The organism is Bacillus sp. URHA0034, assembly GCF_056280405.1.
This window is the reverse complement of the sequence record NZ_JBWCDK010000002.1, coordinates 1348493-1367719: the sequence shown is the minus strand read 5'-3', so window position 1 is coordinate 1367719 and position 19227 is coordinate 1348493. Positions and strand designations below refer to the sequence as shown.

Below are 19227 nucleotides of genomic sequence, written 5' to 3'. Positions count from 1 at the left end.
TTAAACGCACTTGCCAGGACCATAACCAGGTAATTATGTTTTTCTGATTGGGAAAAAATTTTATTTTCCAACCCCCAGAAACAGTTCATGAAGAAACGTACCTATGTAGTAAAATGCGCACGCAAAGTTCTTCAAAGAAAAAATGAAATAGAGAGGAGAACAGAAATAATATACAAGATTAAACAATAAGCGTAAAAAAAACTGCCATTCTTTGGTTTTTTTTTACATGAATGCTTATTCTCTCGCAAGTCTTACGTAACAATATATATGTTATAATGGGACGAATAGAGGTGAGCACATGCTAAGTTTATTGTTTAAGACCAAGATGAAAAAAAGAACTTTGGAAGAGACTGTTCTATTAATCCAGAATGGTGACCAAGAGCTGCTGAATCAATTAATTGATTCCTATAAGCCCTTTATTGCTAAATCCGTTTCTTCCGTTTGCAGACGTTATATTTATGAATCCGATGATGAATTTAGTATTGGACTTATTGCATTTAATGAAGCAATCGAAAAATATTCTCCAGACCGGGGAAGCTCGTTATTGAGTTTTTCCGAAGTCATAATAAAAAGAAGAGTAATAGACTATATTCGTAAACAAACGAAAGATCAACATATTAGTATCGATATCACCAATCCATTACAAGAGGAAGAATCACCGGGAACTCTGATTGTCAATGAACTTTCCCTTGATGAATTTTATAAGAAGAATGACGATCAATTAAGGAAAGAGGAAATACTGCATTTCCAAAAAGTGCTGACCTCGTTTGGTTTAAGTTTTAGTGACTTAGTGGAAAATTCACCAAAGCATACGGATGCCCGAATAAGTGCCATTCAAACAGCGAAAGTGCTTATAGCCAATCCTGAGTTAACAGAACTATTAATGGAAAAAAAACGCCTTCCGATCAAACAGTTAGAGACAATGGTAAATGTCAGCCGAAAAACGATTGAGCGGAATCGAAAATATATCATTGCCGTTGCACTTATTTTATCTAGTGATTATGTGTATATGAAGAATTATATAAAGGGGGTGCTGGATATATGAAAAAAGGAATTATCATGGAAATAGATGATGCTTTCTTAACACTTTTAACCCCCGAGGGTGAGTTCCTCAGGACCAAGAAACAAGATCAAATCTATACGATTGGCGAAGAAATACATTTCTTTCCAATCGCTGCTATTCAAACTAGGAAATCATTATTTTTATTAAAGAATATTTTTAAAGCTAGAAGCGTATGGGCCGTAATGGCCGCTCTTTTTATCTTACTGGGGTCCTTCCTTCCGCTGCATCAAAATAATAAAGCATACGCTTATATGTCTATTGATGCAAACTCGAGTATTGAACTTGGTGTAAATAAGAAGATGCAAGTTGTAAAATTAACAGGGTTTAATAAAGAAGGCAAAGAGGTTATTTCAAAGCTCGATGATTGGAAGAAAGAGGATGTTTCGGAAATTACTCAATCTATTTTAGAAGAGATGAAACGAGCGGACCAGTTGGAAAATAATCAGCCTGTGATTATTTCAACCGTTCATGCGAAAGAGCAGGATCAACAATCTGAAAAGGAACTGCAAAAGAATATAGATGAAATCAAAGCGTCGGCAGGTAAAGAAGAACTAGAGTTGACCGTGTTAAACGCAACTCAGGAAGATCGTAAACAGGCTCACAATTTAGGTATATCCACCGGCAAATATCAAGAAGGTCAATATCAATCCCGCCAAAAGGAAAAACAGAAGAAAAACAGTAAGAACCAGAAGCCCAACGCAGTTCCCTCTTCACATAACGTAGTAAATCCACCGGGACAGCAAAAGAAGATTAGTAATGAGAATACTGTTGCAGTACCTGGAGAAGTAAAAAAGGCTGTTAGTCCCATTGTGTCAGTAGGAAAGGCAACCCCACCAGGACAACTAAAAAAACCAGAGAATCAATGGAAACAAAAGCCCGTAAATAATAATCAACAGGCCAACCAACAAATGAACCAACAGACAAAACAACAGATCAGAGAGCAAACGAAACAACAGATAAAACAACAGCCGCGTTCTTTCGCAAAAAGTAATCAATCCAATTCACATGGCAAATCTGCCAATACTAATAACCATCAAAAGAATCCAAACCAAAAAGAGCCAAAAAAAAATAATGGTCATAAATAATGAGTAAAAGTCCGGTTTTAAACCGGACTTTTTTCCATATTTATTCAATTATTGGATATTATTTTGCCCCGATAATTGAGCTTGTGCTTGTTGGACTAATCTTTTGGTGATTTCTCCACCTACAGATCCATTTGCTCTTGAAACGGTATCAGAGCCTAATTGAACTCCAAACTCTTGGGCAATTTCATATTTTACCTGGTCAAGGTACTGCTCGATTCCAGGTACTAACAATTTATTACTGCTATTCGCCATTATTTACACTCCTTTGTCTTAGGAAAGCTGAAACTTTCCTTGTTAACTTGATCGCCACCTTTGAGGTGTACGTTCTTGGAACATTATTGATACAGAGGAGGCCTCTGTATCAATAGTATCTATTCCCTTTTAGATTTTCATAAGTGGTAATGTTTTTCGGATTTGGATAATTCATTAATCAGAGCCTTTACTAACATCCTTTGTCGGGTGCATAAAGGGATAGGCTTGTGGTTTTCTTTTGCTATCTAGCAGTTCACGGTTTTCAGATGTATTCCAGCCAATGTCATTTGTCGGATGAACCCACTCGTCTCCAGACATGATTGCGGGGTCTGTTTCCTCAGACCAATTTTCTAAAGGAGAGTTCTCTGACGAATATAAACTGTCACCAATGGTTACCCCATGTTTATTTACGAACGGATCCTCCATTTTAATGCCCGTCCCTTCGAAACTGGGGGCATTTATTTGATGTGGCATGGTTTCATCGATCGTTATCTTTTCGGAGGACTGTTTATGATTTGATTTTTTCATGATCTGTTCACTCCTTTTTCTTTTATTTTCTGTTTGAATATCAATTTTATTTAAGAAAAATAAGGAAGGGAATGAACCAGGGCACTTTGCTTAAACTAAGGATGTATTATCATATCTTTGGGGGGATTTTAAAATGGCGAAGCGAAAAGCAGAATTTAATGCAGTGGAAAAATATTCGAAAACTCCGCACAAAAATGTACAGGAAAGTGAATTTTCCGCAGAGTTTACAGATAATAATAATGCAATTCGGTTCCAAAATCGTAATTCGAAACAAGGTCAAAAAGGTAGAAGCAATGGTCAAGACGCGTAACAATCAAGACCCCAAACTATTGGAAGAATTCAGCGTTGAAATAGGAGAGGTTAATGGGGTTAAGCTTTATGAAACAAGAAAGAATTTGAAGAAAATCAATAAAAATAAATAAGCCGGGGCTCCCCGGCTTATTTAAGAAATTAAAATGGAAATATTAAGGTTTGATCACTGCTTGGATCGAAGAACACTAATAGATAGCCTGTTTTCCTTTTCAAGTGACCGGTTGTTAAATACTCACCTAAATCAAAGGTTAATTCCTCAAGCATGGTATGCTTATATAAATCCTTTTCATCAAGCTGAAGTTGATTGAAATGATCCCCAAGCATGGAAGGATTGTCCATTATTTGTTTATAAAGCTGTGAACGTTGACCCTTATCCAAGGAAGCCTCCCACCAAGGCTTTCTAGGCTTGTATTTGTGGTTTCTCAAATAATCATACTTCATTAGTCCTGCAATAATTTCCAGGTTTTCTACGGAGCGCTCCTCTAAAAATGAGTATAATCTCCGAAATAAGTCCTCCAGCTGATGACCGATTCGCGACCATCCCTTATTGTCCCAGTAGGAACCAAACTCTTGGAAAAAGTCAAATGGAGATGGAAATATATTATTGACAAGATATTCAACTGTATAATCCATTCGATGATCATTCCAATACTTCTCGAGTACGTCCTCGACCTGTTTAATTCGAACAATATCATCAAACGATAGTACATTATTACTTAATATTTCATATGGTGAATGGTCCATATATACATAATGATGTTCATCTGCACGGAGACGAACCCCGGTCCCCCTCAGCATTTTCAAAAATCCTAATTGTAATTCTTCCGGTCTCATCTCGAATACATCATTGAATGTTTTTCGGAAGGAAGAATAATCTTCTTCAGGTAGCCCGGCAATTAAATCAAGATGCTGGTCAATTTTGCAGCCTTCTTTGACCATTGTCACGGTTCTAGTAAGCTTTTCAAAATTTTGTTTTCGCCTTACCAGTTCATTCGTATAATCATTGGTAGACTGAACGCCAATTTCAAATCGAAAAAGTCCTTTTGGGGCTTCTTGATTTAAAAATTCAATGACCTCCGGACGCATAATATCTGCAGTTATTTCAAATTGAAATACAGTTCCAGGCAGATGCTCATCAATAAGGAACCGGAACATTTCTAATGCGTAGCTTCTGCTGATATTAAAGGTACGATCCACAAACTTAATCGTTTTGGCACCATGATCCATAAGATAGCGAATGTCTGCTTTTATTTTTTCACGGTCAAAATATCTGACCCCGACTTCGATAGATGAGAGGCAAAATTGACAGCTAAATGGACAGCCCCTGCTTGTCTCAACATAAGTGACACGTTTTCCTAAATCAGTGATATCCTCAGGAAAACGATAGGGTGAGGGCAATTCTTTAAGATCTAGCTTATTCATTTGGGGTGTTATTTTTACTTTTCCATCCTCCCGAAAGGCAATACCAGGGACATTACGATAATCTTTGGCGCTGCTGATTTCAAGGAGAAGCTGTTTAAAGGTTTGTTCTCCTTCCCCAATCACAATAAAATCAACTTCAGGGTATTTTTCCATCCATTCAGCGGTATCGTAAGTAACCTCTGGTCCCCCTAAAACAATCATTATCGAAGGATCAACCTTTTTTAACATATTAACTACTTTGAGTGTTTCCTCTATATTCCAAATATAGCAGCTAAAACCGATAACGTCAGGTTTTGCTTGATAAAGGTCTGAAACAATATTTAGGACTGGATCTTTAATAGTGTATTCTTTTAACTTTATTGAAAATTCTGGGGCTGCATAGGCCTTCAAATAACGAATGGCAAGGTTTGTATGAATAAACTTAGCATTCAGTGTAGAACAAATAACATTCATATGATTGCTCCTTTATTAATTATGACCAAATAATTATTATAGCCTATTTTCGACCAAAAGAGTATAAAGCAAACTTTTAAATCATTTCAACTAGTGATATTCCTAAGGATGGTATCTGATAGTGTTGTCTGTTATATTACAGGATTTAATCTGTTATACAATTAAGCAAGCGTTTTAAAGTTTGACCTAATAATGTTTTTTGAAAAAAAATAATGTGTTACAAAAATTTCTAACAGATGTTTGACTTTTATCACAGATTAAACTTCCCAATTGTTCTAAAATAACGGAAGGGAAAAGCGATTAATATATTATTTCGTATTTTTGGAACGAAATGGGGAGGGGCACTATGTCTATTTTACCGAAAAAGAATGAACTAGGATTTTTTGAAATCCGTTTAGAATCAATTGGCGGCCTAGGGGCAAACCTGGCAGGAAAAATGTTAGCAGAGGCAGGGGTTTTAAGTCTTGGCTTAAGAGGCTCAAATTTTTCATCCTATGGGTCGGAAAAGAAGGGATCGCCAGTAAAGAGTTTCATTCGTTTTTGTGATCCTGATGTTGAGATTCGTGACCATAGTCCAATTGAGCAGCCGCATATTGTAGGAGTTTTTCATGAAGCGTTATATAAAACAGTAAACGTGGTAAGCGGTTTGGATGCGGAGGGTATTGTTTTAGTTAATTCAGCAAGAGAATTTGATGAAGTAAAAAAAGATTTGCATTTAGAATATGGGACACTGGCGATTGTCGATGCCTTAACCATCGCATTAGAGGAAAAAACGAAAGTAAACACAGCCATGCTTGGAGCTTTATATCGAATTTGTAATTTCCTAAATCCCGAATCCATGAGAGATGTAATTCGGAAAACTTTTACAAAAAAATATCCCCACCTTGTTGAACCGAATATCAGGACATTTGACCGCGGGTATAATGAGGTTCAATTTAAAAACTACGAAGTGCCAGAAGGGGCTGAAGGAAAATCCTTTACACGTCCGCTTCCACAACTTGGATTTCTGAGCACAAGAACTTGGCGGTGTCATGGTTTCACAGGCAAATAGTATTTTTAAAGATTTAAGTGGATCACGGCAAGGCTTCCTGCCTGAATTTAAACAGGACAAATGCATAAACTGTGCCGCATGTGATAATGTTTGTCCAGATTTCTGTTTTGTTTGGGAAGAAGGAGAAGATAAACGTGGCAGAAAGCAAATGTTCCTAAAAGGGATTGACTATCAATATTGTAAGGGCTGCTTAAAGTGTGTGGAAGCATGTCCAACCGATGCACTAGGCGATCTTCGTGAAATCTTGGGGTATGCGGATGAACACCGTGTGAAGCATAACTTTCCTTATATTGCAGGAGGGGTACAATAATGGCAATTTTAGTAGATAAATTAACGAAGCAGGGTGTGGCAGAGCAAGTTTCGACCTTTGAATCAGGAAATGAAATGGCAGCAACGGCTGCAGCACAAATTAATTATCATATTATGGGATATTTCCCAATTACACCTTCTACCGAGGTTGCACAATTTTTAGATCAAATGAAAACTCGCGGCCAGCATGATATAAAATTGATTCCAGCGGATGGGGAGCATGGTTCAGCAGGTATATGCTATGGAGCGGCTGTGACAGGTGCATGTGTCATTAATGCGACTAGTGCGAATGGTTTCCTGTATATGCTTGAACAAATGCCTGTCCAATCAGGTACTCGCTACCCAATGGTTATGAATCTTGTCACTCGTGCTGTCAGTGGGCCGCTAGATATTCGCGGAGACCACTCTGACCTTTATTACGCCCTAAACACAGGCTGGGTTATATTGACTGCAAAGACACCTCAAGCCGTTTATGATATGAATATTATGGCACTTAAAATTGCCGAACATTCAAAAGTCCGCTTACCAGTTATTGTGGCCTATGATGGTTTCTTCACTTCTCATCAAAAACGCAGGGTGGAATACTTTAAGGATCGAAATGTTGTCCAACAATTTGTTGGCGAATGTCCAACAGAATATAACTTTGTGCGAGATTTGAGCAAACCTGTTACCATTGGTGCTCATATGAGCGGTGATGATTTTATTAATAACCATTACCAACAATCGGAAGCCATTTACAATGCGGGTGAAGTATTTAAAGAAGTCGCTGCTGATTATGCAAAACTATCTGGCAGAGATTATCAAGTGCTCGATTTATATAGAATGGAAGATGCGGAGGTTGCATTATTTCTTTTAAATTCTGCGGCTGAGTCGGCAAAGGATGTAGTTGACCAGCTTCGTCGTAACGGAATTAAAGCTGGCGTCATCAGCCCTAATATTATCCGTCCATTCCCGGCAAAAGAAATTCGTGAAGCCCTTAAAAATGTTAAAGCTCTATTAGTTGGGGAGCGTGCAGATTCATATGGTGCCAACGGACCGAACCTTACACATGAAGTGAAATCAGCTCTTCAAGATGATAAGGAAAACAGAACCATCGTGTTAAGCCGTGTATTTGGTCTTGGCGGGAAGGATTTCTATGCAGATGATGCCAACAAGTTCTTTAATATGGCCATTGAGGCAATGGAAAAGGGCTATGCTGAAAAACCATTTGATTATTATGGACATGTTCCAGGTAATCCGGAAAACATCCTTAAGCCTGTCATTTTGCCTCAGCATGGTGATGTATACAAATCAGGTTTAATTGATGTGAAAATGGATGAAGAAACGAATAAATTAAAGGTCAAAATTCCTCCGCTTCGTGCTTTGACAGGTAAGCCTAAACGCATCGCATCAGGACATGGTGCATGTCCAGGCTGTGGTATTTTTGCCGGCCTTGAGTTATTCTTTAAGGGGATTGAGGGAGATATTGTTACTTTATTCCAAACCGGCTGTGCATACGTTACAACCACTGGGTATCCAAGTACTTCCCATAAACAAACGATGATTCATAATTTGTTCCAAAACGGTGCAGCTACCCTATCCGGAACGGTTGAGGCATTTATGGAATTAAAACGCCGCGGTGAAATAAATATTTCTGATGATGCAACTTTTGTCATGATTACGGGTGATGGAGGTATGGACATCGGAATGGGTTCTGCGATTGGAACGGCTCTTCGAGGGCATAAACTTATTATGCTTGAGTATGATAATGAAGGTTATATGAATACTGGGTCACAAATGTCGTACTCTACACCAATTGGACATATGACAAGCACATCTGGTGTTGGAAAAGTACAGCGTGGAAAAGCATTCCACCATAAGGATACTGCTCAAATCATGGCTGCAACAAATATTCCTTATGTATTTACTGGTTCTGAAGCATTCCCGCAGGATTTAGTAAAAAAAGGTGCAAAAGCGCAATGGTATGCACAAAATGGTGGTCCCGTATATGGAAAACTTCTAATCACCTGTCCATTAAACTGGAAATCTGATGACCGCTATGGTACAAAAATTGTCGAAGAGGCTGTCAATTCTTGCTTCTTCCCGCTCTATGAGATTGAACAAGGTGTAACTACCATTACGTACAACCCGGAAGAAAAGAACAAACGGGTTCCACTTTCTGAATGGTTAAAATATATGGGCAAAGCAAAACATTTGTTAAAAGAGAAAAATCAACCAATATTAGAAGAGTTTGAGGCAGAAGTTGAAAAAAGATGGCAGCGTCTAAAAGCAAAAAACGACAATCCACTTCTATAAAAAACAAGGAACGCAAAGTAGAAACGCGCTTTGCGTTCTTTGTATGTCTAAAAAGGCTGTTAGTCGGTTTGTAATAGGAAAATTTGCTTGTCGACTAAAAAGGATTTTACTCGATATATGTAGAATATATGGTTTAATATAGTAGAAAGTGAATAAGGATTTCGCGGGGTGTCAAACGTGGAGATGCAGGACATAAACGGTACTTTAACTACTCGTAATAGTGATAAACAGAATAAAACAGTCAGCCTTCAGGAGAGCGAACAAAAATATAGACGAATCTTCGAAGATTCAATCGATGGTCTCCTCCTTTGGGATAACGATCACCGTATTATTGATGTCAATCGCTTCGGTGAAAAAATGTTAGGTCTTCCAAAAGAACGTTTAATAGGCAATCGGGTCTATGAGCCACACACCATTTTGCAAGATGGAAAGCAAGAGATTTTGAAACATATTGAACAAGTACTCGAAAAAGGTCAAACTTCTACCACGATGATTTTCACTGATGAAGAAGGTAAGACTAGATATTTTGACTGTTCATCAAAACTTGATATCCTGAGCGGGATTAATTTTACCGTATTTAAAGATATAACTGAAAAGATGGAAATTGAGGAACAGCTCCGCAAATCAGACACGCTGAGTGTAATTGGTGAACTTGCTGCCGGAATTGCCCATGAAATTCGTAATCCTATGACGGCACTAAAAGGTTTCATTCAGCTGCTTGAGGATAATATAACGAAAGAACATCCGATGTATTATCAGGTAATCACGTCGGAATTGGCACGAATTGATTCAATTATTAATGAGTTTTTGATTCTTGCCAAGCCGCAAGCTACTAAATTTCAAGAAAAGAACCTTAACCAGATTTTGAAGGAAACAGTCGATTTACTATCCGCACAAGCTGTTCTTTATAATGTCCAATTTATAACAGACATTGACAGCACTCTGCCACTTGTCTTTTGTGAACCTAACCAATTAAAAAAGGTATTTATTAATATTATCAAAAATGCAATTGAAGTGATGCCTTTCGGTGGAAATATAACGATTACTACAAGAAAACTGGAAAAAGAACGCGTTCAAATTAGTATCCACGATGAAGGGGCCGGTATTCCAAAAGGAAAGATAAAAAAGTTGGGTGAACCATTTTTTACGACAAAGGAACAGGGAACGGGCTTAGGGCTAACGGTTAGTTATCGAATTATAATGATCACCAAGGTAAAATCACAATAGAAAGTGAAGAAGGAAAAGGTACTACGTTTTATATCGAGCTGCCCTTTCAGCGAAATGATAAAAATGAAATCAGTTAAAAAGCAATCCGTGTAACCAGTCGGATTGCTTTTAATATTATCCGAAAGTTAATGATACGAGTTTGGTTTTCTATCTTCAAAAATCGGAATAAGCTTACGGATTTCTTTGACTTGTTCTAAATCAATCTCAGCAGTGAGAACTTCTTCTTGTTCTGCAGCTTCAGCCAATACTTCGCCCCACGGATCAATAATGAGTGAATGTCCAGCAAATTCGTTATTTGGGTCACTGCCAGACCTGTTACAGGCGATAACATAGCATTGATTTTCAATCGCTCTGGCGATCAAGAGAGCACGCCAATGCCCTAACCGAGCTGCCGGCCATTCCGCTACCACAAAAAGGACCTTAGCCCCTGCTGATGTATGTGTACGAATCCATTCAGGAAAGCGAATATCATAGCAAATGACGCCTGCAAACAATTCACCATCCAATTGGAATAAGCCTTTTTCAGCTCCTGATTCGAGGTAAAGATGTTCATCCATTAATTTAAAAAGATGAAGTTTATCATATTGGTGGGTAACAGTGCCTTCTTTTGTAATGATGAGGAGGGTATTCTTTACTCCTTTTTCGCCTCGATTTGCAACCGATCCGCCGACAAAATGAACTTGATGTTTTTTTGCAGCTGCTTGGAGGAAGGTAATGGTTCGCTGGGCTTTCGGGTCGGCTATTTCAGCTAATCTGGTTAGGTCATATCCAGTCGTCCATAGCTCAGGAAGGACAATAATATCCGGATGTGCCTCCATGGCTTTTTCGATTAAATTTCCAGCAGATTGATAATTCCTTTCAGGGTCACCGAAGGCGATATCCATTTGGAGACAGGAAACTTTTATTTTCAAAAAACCTCACCTCTTTAATATTCTGAATTTTAACTTTACAAGTCATATTAATAGTTATAACATTTATCACTAGAATTCAATAGGATTTAGTTCTTTGAATTCAAATTGCAAGTAAAATCGAACTAGTTCTATTTTACTAAAAAATATTTCACAAAAATATCATTGTACCTCTTTAAAGTGAAAAAACCCCCAAAGTTTACCTTTTCTCTACTTTATTCTCCAAATCCAGTTGTTGAGATATTTGTCGTTTGTATTCGAAATAAAGAGAAAAAGATGTCGAAAATCAAAAGAAATAGAATGTTTTGTCTACTTTTGCGATTGTATTTACATTTAATAAATTTCTTGTCATAATTCTTCAAGTAGTCTACTTTTGAGTAGTTTATAGTAAGCGTGTAAGGTAGGAGGATAAAATTGTACGAGGATAGTAATTATCAATCTGAGATGATTGAAAAGATAAAAGCTAAAAGAGAATTAATGATTAATAGTGCAAATAGGCATGGATTTACAAGTGAACAAACCATTAAATACAGCCAGGAACTAGATGAACTAATCAATCATTACCAAAGAGTGATCGGACAAACTTCTAAATCAAATGATGAAGTAAGATTTGCTTTTAAACACATGGTGATGATCTGGCCAAAGGTTCTTGTTTAAAATATGAAGGTCTTCAGTAATTAATTATATACCAATTCAACAAGAAGGCCTTCCGGTGTCTTTTTTTCTCCCATCTTGTATCGATACAAACCCCTATTTATACCCAAAAATCCTTAACGAACTCTAACTAAAATCTTCCCAAAAATTCTTATTATGATCCTTAATATCAGCAAGAATAGTGGCAAGCTGTGATTTTTATCATTGTTTATATCGTCATATTTACTATAGTTATATTAATAGTATTTTGTTGAAATTCACAGATAACCTGCACCTAATCTTCTACAACTAGTATTTCCCTATGGTTTTGTTAAAAGCTTCATAGAATCCACATTATTCATACCCATGATCTTTACTTTTAAAAAAGGTATAAGAAAAACTCTTATGTTTGGTACTATGCTTGTGTTGCGATACATATATCGTTAATAAAAGCATTTTTAATAACCAAAGAAGGCAAACGCTTTCAATAATCATAGTTCATATGGAGGAGGGAAAGTCCTACATGCACATTGTCGTTTGTATCAAACAAGTACCTGATACAAAAATTATCAAAATTAACCCAAAAACAAACACACTTGATCGTCGAAGTGCGCCAGCCATTTTGAATCCTTATGATGCCCATGCGGTTCAAGAGGCTGTCAAAATTAAGGAAAAAACGGGCGGAACGATTTCGGTATTGTCAATGGGGCCGCCTCAAGCAACGGCAATTATTAAAAAAAGCATTGAAATAGGGGCAGATAGAGGTTATTTAATTACAGACCGTGCTTTTGCAGGGGCAGATACGCTAGCCACCAGTTATGCTTTATCAAAGGCTTTAGAACGAATTAGTAAGGAACTTCCTGTCGATATGGTTATTTGCGGAAAACATGCCATAGATGGGGATACTGGTCAAGTTGGGCCAGGGATAGCAAGAAGAATGGATATCCCGCCTGTTACAAATGTAATTGAGGTGGCAGAGGTCAATCAAGAGGAAAAAACAGTTTTAATCAAACGAAAATTAACCAATGGTTATGAATTAATTCAATCTGAAATTCCATGTCTGTTGACTGTTGAAAAGGAAATAAACCAAATAGAATATTCACCAATGCCTAACATGATTAAAGCAGCAAGATACGAACCAATTATTTGGGCAGTCAGCGACCTTGAAGATGTTGACCGGACTCAGCTGGGTTTAAAAGGCTCACCAACAATCGTAGGAAAAATGTTTACACCACCACGTCCTGAAGGCGGTAAAAGACTTGAGGGGACAGCTGATGAGCAAGTAAAACAGCTCATGGAAGTCTTATTAGATAAAAAGGACCTATTTACGATTCAGTCAGCTAAATAAACAATGTTATTTTTCTGCTTTAGGGAGGGGTTTAGATGAATCTTGATGATTATCGGGGAGTCTGGGTATTTATTGAACAAAACGATAATAAAATAGAGGGAGTTTCACTCGAATTACTTGGTGCGGGGAGAAAGTTAGCGGATAAATTACAAGTTCCATTAGCAGGTTTTTTACTGGGACATGGGGTTAAGCAATTGGTCAACCAAGTGATTTCTTACGGTGCTGATGAAGTTTATGTTATTGATCAGCCCATCTTAGCACATTACCGGACGGAATCTCATATGCAGGGCGTTATGTTGCTGGCAAGAAAATATAAACCGGAAATAATCCTCTATGGAGCCACACCTAATGGGAAGGATTTAGCGAGTGCGGTTGCAACCGATTTATCGACCGGTTTAACTGCCGATACGACCATGCTTGATGTCGATGTATCGAACCGATTGCTTGAGGCAAGCAGGCCGGCATTTGGCGGAAATATCATGGCAACCATTCTATGTAAGAAGCATCGGCCGCAAATGGCAACCGTTCGGCCCAAGGTTATGAAGGCATTAGAGCCGGATGAAGGAAAACTTGGTAAGGTAATTGAAGAGAAGATTGATATAAAAGAAGAAGATATGCGTACAAAAGTGTTGAAAATTGTGAATGACGTAACAAAAAAGGCTAGTCTTGCTGAAGCACATGTGATTGTTTGCGGTGGTAAGGGTATGGGTGACTTGCAAAACTTTCAGCTTATTCATGAGTTAGCTGAAACCATTGGTGCCAGTGTAGGTGGTACTCGGGATGTAGTGGAAGCAGGCTGGCTGCCCCACGAACAACAGGTTGGTCAAACCGGTGAAACGGTAACACCAAAGATTTATTTTGCCATTGGAATCTCTGGTGCGATCCAGCATGTGGTTGGGATGAAAAATTCAGAGTTTATTATCGCCATTAACAAGGATCCAAATGCGCCTATTTTTGATGTGGCAACATACGGGATTGTAGGGGATGCAATGAAAATAGTACCTATATTAATCGAGCAATTTAAGCAGCTTAGGACGGAAAAGGGCGGTGAAATTAGTTATGCCTGAAAAATTTGATGTAATTGTAGTTGGAGCCGGTCCTTCAGGTACAGCATGTGCCCTCACTTGTGCACGAAATGGGCTGAAAACTTTACTGATTGAACGAGGGGAATACCCAGGGGCAAAAAACGTTATGGGAGGCGTGTTGTACCGTAAGCAGATGGAAGAACTAATTCCTGAGTTTTGGAAGGAAGCTCCACTTGAGAGACCTGTCATCGAGCAGCGTTTTTGGATGATGGATAAGGAATCGGTTGTGTCATTTGGCTACAAAGGTCTTGAATGGGCCGTGGAACCATATAATAATTTCACCGTACTGCGTGCCCAGTTCGACCAGTGGTTTGCCGGGAAGGCGGTTGAAGCCGGAGCTCTGCTAATTAACGAAACCGTAGTAATCGAGTGTATTGTTGAAAATGGCAAGGTTGTGGGTGTCCGGACGGACCGTCCAGATGGTGAAGTTTATGCGGACGTTGTGGTACTGGCAGATGGGGTAAACTCCCTTCTATCCAAACAAATAGGTTTCCATAAAGAATTTCGCCCTGATGAAGTAGCCTTAACCGTTATGGAGGTTATTAATCTTCCAAAAGAAAAAATTAATGACCGTTTTAATTTAGAAGATAACCAAGGCTGCACGATTGAAATATTTGGTGATTCAACAAAAGGCAACCTGGGAACTGCTTTTCTATATACAAATAAGGACAGTTTAAATATCGGGGTCGGAACCACCCTTTCTAGTATGATTAAAGCGAAATTAAAGCCATATGAGCTTCTTGATTACTTGAAAAATCATTCGATGGTAAAACCGCTGGTTGCTGGCGGTGAATCTGCTGAGTATCTTGCCCATCTTATTCCTGAAGGCGGTTACCGCTCTGTTCCAAAGGTCGCAGGTAATGGAGTAATTGTTGTTGGTGATGCTGCCCAATTGGTTAATGCGATTCATCGTGAAGGCTCAAACATGGCAATGCATTCAGGTTTATTAGCAGCTGAAACAGTAATTGAAGCTAAGACAAGAGGAGATTTTTCGGAGTCCACCTTAAATCTTTACCGTGAAAAGCTGTATGATAGTTTTATTATCAAAGATTTAGAAAAATATAAAGATGCTGCCCACACCTTTGAGAAATACCCGCAATACTTCAATGAATATGTCCCAATGATGAATAAGGCAATGAGTAAATTCTTTACAGTCGACGGAACACCGAAACGGGAAAAACAAAAACAAATCATGAAAAGTGTGACGGCAGAAAAAGGAACGATTCGAGTTATTCAGGATATTTATCGAGCTTGGAAGGCGGTGAAATAATGTCAACGAAAAATATCGAGGAAAAACAGTATCTTCTCCGTTTTAAATGCGATACCAAATCTCATTTGACTGTGTTGGATCACGATGTCTGCATGACAAAATGTCCCGATAAAATTTGTACAGTATTTTGCCCTGCTGAAGTGTATAAATGGGAAGGAACACGGATGCAAGTAGGTTATGAAGGCTGTCATGAGTGCGGAAGCTGCCGAATCGGCTGCCCCTATCAAAATATTAAATGGGAGTATCCTAAAGGCGGTCATGGAATTGTTTTTCGGTTAGCCTAAATCTAAAAAGAAGTGCTGGTTGGCTTGGTGCAACCAGCACTTCTTTTTATGAAGGAAAAACCTAGGATTAGTGGTTAAAGGCATTTGCACTTTTATTACGATATGTAAGTTTTTTCACAAATGGGAGTAAAAGAAGGTGAAGCAGAAGGTTACTATGAAGTGGATTTAGCTGATTTTCTCTAAAAGAGTGGCGGAGGAAAGTTCATCTTTTTTACTTGATTGAACTAATGAGGAGGCCAATGTATTCGCATAATCGATTAATTCCATGTGGGGTGAACAATAATAGGGTGCCTTCCAATTAAAGTCGCCCTCGTCTGTGGCCGGATAGATACTAACTTTCCAGTGATAATATATTTTGGGTTGCGGCAGCTGAACTCCTTCAACTGCTATCAGCCAATGGGTAAAGGGTTGGTCAGGACAAAAAGCCTCGGTTTTTTTTAACGACTGCAGGTCATTCAATCCGATTGGAATTAAAGCCTTTTGATAAAAATCATGATAATTTGGAGTTCTCATCTATATCACCCTCCCGAATTAGGTATATCTATATTATATGAAACAATATCCTCTTATTTGTGTGATAAATGTTAAAAGTTTTCAAAAAAATTTATTTTCTTCATGAAGTTTTCACAATTACACCAATCTGTAAACAATCGTTTATAAAAAGTGACCTCCATCACTACATAGTTAATCGGTCATTTATATACTTAAGTCACTGAAACAATATAGAGGTGAATGGAATATGAGTAGCTGCATGAGTGGTTTTGGCGTTATGGCCCAGGGGGAGTTAAGTGAAGGTCTTGCCCGTTTAAAGGGTGAACATCCTGCATTGATAGCTCAAATGGAACGAATGTATAGTTTAACGCAAAAAATAGATCAAGAAATTGATCTGGAAGCAAATTTTTATGAATTAATCATAAAGGTCAAAGAATTTAAGGCTGCCTTAGATCCGCATTCTGAGAGAGAAGAAGGAGTTTTATTTCCGATGATGGGCGTTTATATTGGTACCACTTCTGGGCCCATTGCCGTAATGGAATATGAACATGATCAGGCAAAATCAACTATCGGTACCTTCATTAATAAAGCAGAAGTTGGGGAATCGACAAATGAGGAAAAGAAGAAATTAGCTGAACTGGTTCAAAACGCTTATTTTATTTTAACTGACCATTTTAACAAAGAGGAAAATGTGTTATTTCCAATGGCTGAAGGAATGCTGTCAGATGAGGAAAAGAAGGAATTATTACGGAAGATACAAGAGATTTAATCGAAAAAAGGATGGGCGGCGCCCATCCTTTTTTCGATTATTGACACTGGTAACAGTTAACGAAGTTACTCTAGATGATTCCACTCCCCGACCTTTTGATCACTTGGAAGCAGGAAAGCGATTAGACCAAGCAGCGGAAGGACGCCGAGCCAAGTGATCATGGACTGCAAGCCAATCCAGTCAGCAATTGACCCGAGTCCAACGGAACCTATAGCTCCCATTCCGAACGCAAGGCCGACAGTTAAGCCGGACATAGTCCCAATCCTTCCTGGAACTAACTCCTGGGCATACACAACCGTAACAGAAAAACTTGTCATTAGGATAAACCCACTTAGTATAAGAAAGAAAAAGGCGAATGTTGGCGGTACATGCGGAATTAAGATTGAAAATGGGACAGTTGCCAACATCGAAAAGGAGATAATATTTTTTTTCCCAAATCGATCTGAGAGCGGTCCTCCAAAAAAAGTCCCGACCGCACCTGCAACTAAGAACGCAAATAAAAACAGCTGAGATTCCTTTATAGATAATGCATATTCTTTGATGGCATAGAAGGTATAGAAGTTTGTCATTCCTGACGTATACCAGGTTCTTGCAAAGATTAACAGTAAAATTAATGCCAGCGTGTTTTTAACTTCTTTAGATAATCCCTTGCTCTTTTTTTCACTTATTTCCTTTCTCAATACTCGAGGTGCAATTACTAATCTTTGTTGATACCAATTTGCGATATAGATGAGTAAAATAACCGCTATGGCGGCAACGACGGTAAACCATGATGCGCCAATTTGCCCGAGGGGAACCAATATTAGTGCAGTAATAACGGGAGCCAATGCCTGCCCCGTATTACCGCCTACTTGATAAATAGATTGTGCGAGCCCCCGTCTGCTCCCTGCGGCCATATAAGCCACCCGGGAGCCTTCAGGATGGAATACGGCGGAGCCAAGCCCGATGAAAATAACGGATAGCACAATCAGTGCAAAATTACCTGCAAATCCTAATCCGAGAATTCCAAAAAGTGTAAAGGTCAAACCAATTGGCAGGGCAAAGGGCATTGGCTTTTTGTCTGTAACAAAGCCGACGACCGGCTGCATAACTGATGAAACCATATTTAACGAAAAGGCTATAATACCTAACTGGGTAAAGCTTAAGCCCATTGATTTTTCTAATATGGGGAACATCGCAGGTACAACCGCTTGAATGGCATCATTCAATAAATGACAGAGGCTGATAATAAACAGGATTTTAAACATGGTTGATTCCGAAGCTTTCGAAGCCTTTGCTGATAGTGAGGCTGGTTGATTCATATTATCCCTTCTTTTTTGTATTGTTTTTCCTATCTTACTACTTATTTACTAAAATAAAAAACAATTATTTCTATTTTCGAAATTTAAAAATTATAATATAAAAAAGAAATGGGTCAAAGGGGGATATATGGAAAAATCTGTTGAAGTTTTATTTACTCAGACTATTTTGGATAATTTCTTAGGTTGTTTTCAATTGGAAGATAAGGTCAGAAAGTTGGGGGACTTTGAAAATTATGTATTTGAGGTTTATCGGGATGGAAAACCGCTGGTTTTAAGGATTACACATAGTTCTCATCGGACTAGAGCAGAAATTGAGGCAGAGCTCAATTGGATGAATTTCCTTTTTATAAGTGGTGTAAATTGTCCAGAGGCCATACCTCTGCTTTCTGGTGATTTCATACAAAACGAAAAAGCGGCAGGTGGAACTTCTTTTCATGCATGCTTATTTACAAAAGTCAGGGGAGAACCTGTTAGTATAAATTCTCACACCTTCAACCAGGAATTGTTTTATGCCTGGGGGAGAGAAATCGGCAAAATGCACCGGATCACAAAACAGTATCAACCAAAAAAGGGTGAATCCATGCGTCCTTATTGGTACGAAGAGGAACTGCTCAGGGTTGAAGACTTTTTTTCGCATGAACCTGAAATAATTGAAAATACACATCAGCTAATCAAAGAGTTACGAGAGCTGCCGCAGAACCGAGATAATTTTGGTCTCATCCATTCGGATATCCATTCCGGGAACTTTTTCTACGATGGGAAAGAGGTCCATGTGTTTGACTTTGATGATTCCAGCTATCATTGGTTTGTATCTGACATAACCATTCCGTTATATTATTCGATACTTTACGGGTACAGTAATGCAAAAGAGGCGAAAAAGACAACGTTTTCTAAGTTTTTCTTAAGTCATTTTACGAGGGGCTATGAGGTATACCATCCTCTTCCAGAGAACTGGAAAGAGCAGCTATCACTTTTTTTAAGACTGAGGGACATAACGCTTTACTCTGTGTTTCATAAAAAAGTTTCTCCTCAAGACCGGAATGACCGTTTAAATCATTTATTGATAGAATTAAGGAAAAGAATCATCCAAAAAGAGGCTATCGTCCAAAAACTCCTATAAAATAAGAGAATTTGACAGAG

At 38.4% G+C, this 19227-nt stretch carries 18 protein-coding genes and 1 pseudogene; 13 read left to right on the top strand and 6 right to left on the bottom strand.

Annotated elements, in window-relative coordinates; all coding sequences use genetic code 11:
* Positions 1-298: 298 nt before the first annotated feature.
* Positions 299-1045: an RNA polymerase sigma factor SigI gene (sigI, locus tag ACZ9EE_RS08720; protein WP_476026243.1), complete on the top strand. Its 747-nt coding sequence runs from the start codon at positions 299-301 to the stop codon at positions 1043-1045.
* On the top strand, positions 1042-2148 hold the full coding sequence (locus ACZ9EE_RS08715; RefSeq protein WP_476026242.1) for an anti-sigma factor domain-containing protein: 1107 nt from the start codon (positions 1042-1044) through the stop codon (positions 2146-2148). The genes sigI and ACZ9EE_RS08715 overlap by 4 nt, the downstream gene beginning before the upstream one ends.
* A 48-nt stretch (positions 2149-2196) precedes the next feature.
* On the opposite strand, the gene ACZ9EE_RS08710 is transcribed toward ACZ9EE_RS08715, so the two are convergent.
* The gene (locus ACZ9EE_RS08710; RefSeq protein ID WP_476026240.1) at positions 2197-2400 is read right to left on the bottom strand and encodes a small, acid-soluble spore protein, alpha/beta type; all 204 of its coding nucleotides are present in this window, start codon (positions 2398-2400) and stop codon (positions 2197-2199) included.
* Positions 2401-2574: 174 nt separating this feature from the next.
* Positions 2575-2928 (bottom strand): DUF3905 domain-containing protein, encoded by a 354-nt coding sequence (locus ACZ9EE_RS08705; protein WP_476026239.1) that lies wholly within the window; start codon positions 2926-2928, stop codon positions 2575-2577.
* Positions 2929-3061: 133 nt separating this feature from the next.
* Between ACZ9EE_RS08705 and ACZ9EE_RS08700 the strand changes: the two genes are divergently transcribed.
* Positions 3062-3238 carry a hypothetical protein gene (locus ACZ9EE_RS08700; RefSeq protein ID WP_476026237.1) on the top strand — a complete coding sequence of 59 codons (177 nt, stop codon included), beginning with the start codon at positions 3062-3064 and terminating at the stop codon, positions 3236-3238.
* 140 nt (positions 3239-3378) lie between these two features.
* Here the strand turns inward: ACZ9EE_RS08700 and ACZ9EE_RS08695 are convergent, their stop codons facing one another.
* The gene (locus tag ACZ9EE_RS08695; RefSeq protein ID WP_476026235.1) at positions 3379-5115 is read right to left on the bottom strand and encodes a B12-binding domain-containing radical SAM protein; all 1737 of its coding nucleotides are present in this window, start codon (positions 5113-5115) and stop codon (positions 3379-3381) included.
* Between the two features lie 346 nt (positions 5116-5461).
* Here ACZ9EE_RS08695 and ACZ9EE_RS08690 point away from each other — a divergent pair.
* From ACZ9EE_RS08690 to ACZ9EE_RS08680, 3 genes and pseudogenes are all read left to right on the top strand, one after another.
* Positions 5462-6476: pseudogene (locus tag ACZ9EE_RS08690) on the top strand (2-oxoacid:acceptor oxidoreductase family protein).
* Complete coding sequence (locus ACZ9EE_RS08685; protein WP_476026233.1) at positions 6476-8770, top strand: thiamine pyrophosphate-dependent enzyme; 2295 nt, start codon at positions 6476-6478, stop codon at positions 8768-8770. The pseudogene ACZ9EE_RS08690 and the gene ACZ9EE_RS08685 overlap by 1 nt, the downstream one beginning before the upstream one ends.
* A gap of 168 nt (positions 8771-8938) precedes the next feature.
* On the top strand, positions 8939-9997 hold the full coding sequence (locus tag ACZ9EE_RS08680) for an ATP-binding protein (protein WP_476026232.1): 1059 nt from the start codon (positions 8939-8941) through the stop codon (positions 9995-9997).
* Between the two features lie 125 nt (positions 9998-10122).
* On the opposite strand, the gene ACZ9EE_RS08675 is transcribed toward ACZ9EE_RS08680, so the two are convergent.
* A complete protein-coding gene (locus tag ACZ9EE_RS08675; protein WP_476026230.1) occupies positions 10123-10908 on the bottom strand; it encodes a carbon-nitrogen family hydrolase in 786 nt (261 codons plus the stop codon).
* 411 nt (positions 10909-11319) lie between these two features.
* On the opposite strand from ACZ9EE_RS08675, the gene ACZ9EE_RS08670 reads away from it, so the two are divergent.
* From ACZ9EE_RS08670 to ACZ9EE_RS08650, 5 genes are all read left to right on the top strand, one after another.
* Complete coding sequence (locus ACZ9EE_RS08670) at positions 11320-11562, top strand: Spo0E family sporulation regulatory protein-aspartic acid phosphatase (protein WP_476026228.1); 243 nt, start codon at positions 11320-11322, stop codon at positions 11560-11562.
* Between the two features lie 499 nt (positions 11563-12061).
* Positions 12062-12886: an electron transfer flavoprotein subunit beta/FixA family protein gene (locus ACZ9EE_RS08665; protein ID WP_476026226.1), complete on the top strand. Its 825-nt coding sequence runs from the start codon at positions 12062-12064 to the stop codon at positions 12884-12886.
* Between the two features lie 35 nt (positions 12887-12921).
* Positions 12922-13953, top strand: a complete 1032-nt coding sequence (locus ACZ9EE_RS08660) for an electron transfer flavoprotein subunit alpha/FixB family protein (protein ID WP_476026224.1) — start codon at positions 12922-12924, stop codon at positions 13951-13953.
* Positions 13946-15241, top strand: coding sequence for an FAD-dependent oxidoreductase (locus ACZ9EE_RS08655; protein ID WP_476032905.1), 1296 nt, complete (start codon positions 13946-13948; stop codon positions 15239-15241). Before ACZ9EE_RS08660 ends, ACZ9EE_RS08655 begins: the two co-directional genes overlap by 8 nt.
* Positions 15241-15525 carry a ferredoxin family protein gene (locus ACZ9EE_RS08650; RefSeq protein WP_066252392.1) on the top strand — a complete coding sequence of 95 codons (285 nt, stop codon included), beginning with the start codon at positions 15241-15243 and terminating at the stop codon, positions 15523-15525. Before ACZ9EE_RS08655 ends, ACZ9EE_RS08650 begins: the two co-directional genes overlap by 1 nt.
* Positions 15526-15690: 165 nt before the next feature.
* Here the strand turns inward: ACZ9EE_RS08650 and ACZ9EE_RS08645 are convergent, their stop codons facing one another.
* Positions 15691-16038 carry a hypothetical protein gene (locus ACZ9EE_RS08645; protein WP_476026221.1) on the bottom strand — a complete coding sequence of 116 codons (348 nt, stop codon included), beginning with the start codon at positions 16036-16038 and terminating at the stop codon, positions 15691-15693.
* A 226-nt stretch (positions 16039-16264) separates the two neighbouring features.
* Between ACZ9EE_RS08645 and ACZ9EE_RS08640 the strand changes: the two genes are divergently transcribed.
* On the top strand, positions 16265-16786 hold the full coding sequence (locus tag ACZ9EE_RS08640; RefSeq protein ID WP_476026219.1) for a hemerythrin domain-containing protein: 522 nt from the start codon (positions 16265-16267) through the stop codon (positions 16784-16786).
* Between the two features lie 65 nt (positions 16787-16851).
* Here ACZ9EE_RS08640 and ACZ9EE_RS08635 read toward each other — a convergent pair whose 3' ends face one another.
* Positions 16852-18087, bottom strand: coding sequence for an MFS transporter (locus tag ACZ9EE_RS08635; RefSeq protein ID WP_476026218.1), 1236 nt, complete (start codon positions 18085-18087; stop codon positions 16852-16854).
* 127 nt (positions 18088-18214) lie between these two features.
* On the opposite strand from ACZ9EE_RS08635, the gene ACZ9EE_RS08630 reads away from it, so the two are divergent.
* Complete coding sequence (locus ACZ9EE_RS08630) at positions 18215-19207, top strand: phosphotransferase enzyme family protein (protein ID WP_476026216.1); 993 nt, start codon at positions 18215-18217, stop codon at positions 19205-19207.
* Positions 19208-19227: the final 20 nt, after the last annotated feature.

Coding starts and splice junctions, on each gene's coding strand:
- sigI (WP_476026243.1), top strand. CDS start 299: ATGCTAAGTTTATTGTTTAAGACCAAGATGAAAAAAAGAACTTTGGAA.
- ACZ9EE_RS08715 (WP_476026242.1), top strand. CDS start 1,042: ATGAAAAAAGGAATTATCATGGAAATAGATGATGCTTTCTTAACACTT.
- ACZ9EE_RS08710 (WP_476026240.1), bottom strand. CDS start 2,400: ATGGCGAATAGCAGTAATAAATTGTTAGTACCTGGAATCGAGCAGTAC.
- ACZ9EE_RS08705 (WP_476026239.1), bottom strand. CDS start 2,928: ATGAAAAAATCAAATCATAAACAGTCCTCCGAAAAGATAACGATCGAT.
- ACZ9EE_RS08700 (WP_476026237.1), top strand. CDS start 3,062: ATGGCGAAGCGAAAAGCAGAATTTAATGCAGTGGAAAAATATTCGAAA.
- ACZ9EE_RS08695 (WP_476026235.1), bottom strand. CDS start 5,115: ATGAATGTTATTTGTTCTACACTGAATGCTAAGTTTATTCATACAAAC.
- ACZ9EE_RS08685 (WP_476026233.1), top strand. CDS start 6,476: ATGGCAATTTTAGTAGATAAATTAACGAAGCAGGGTGTGGCAGAGCAA.
- ACZ9EE_RS08665 (WP_476026226.1), top strand. CDS start 12,062: ATGCACATTGTCGTTTGTATCAAACAAGTACCTGATACAAAAATTATC.
- ACZ9EE_RS08660 (WP_476026224.1), top strand. CDS start 12,922: ATGAATCTTGATGATTATCGGGGAGTCTGGGTATTTATTGAACAAAAC.
- ACZ9EE_RS08655 (WP_476032905.1), top strand. CDS start 13,946: ATGCCTGAAAAATTTGATGTAATTGTAGTTGGAGCCGGTCCTTCAGGT.
- ACZ9EE_RS08650 (WP_066252392.1), top strand. CDS start 15,241: ATGTCAACGAAAAATATCGAGGAAAAACAGTATCTTCTCCGTTTTAAA.
- ACZ9EE_RS08645 (WP_476026221.1), bottom strand. CDS start 16,038: ATGAGAACTCCAAATTATCATGATTTTTATCAAAAGGCTTTAATTCCA.
- ACZ9EE_RS08640 (WP_476026219.1), top strand. CDS start 16,265: ATGAGTAGCTGCATGAGTGGTTTTGGCGTTATGGCCCAGGGGGAGTTA.
- ACZ9EE_RS08635 (WP_476026218.1), bottom strand. CDS start 18,087: ATGAATCAACCAGCCTCACTATCAGCAAAGGCTTCGAAAGCTTCGGAA.
- ACZ9EE_RS08630 (WP_476026216.1), top strand. CDS start 18,215: ATGGAAAAATCTGTTGAAGTTTTATTTACTCAGACTATTTTGGATAAT.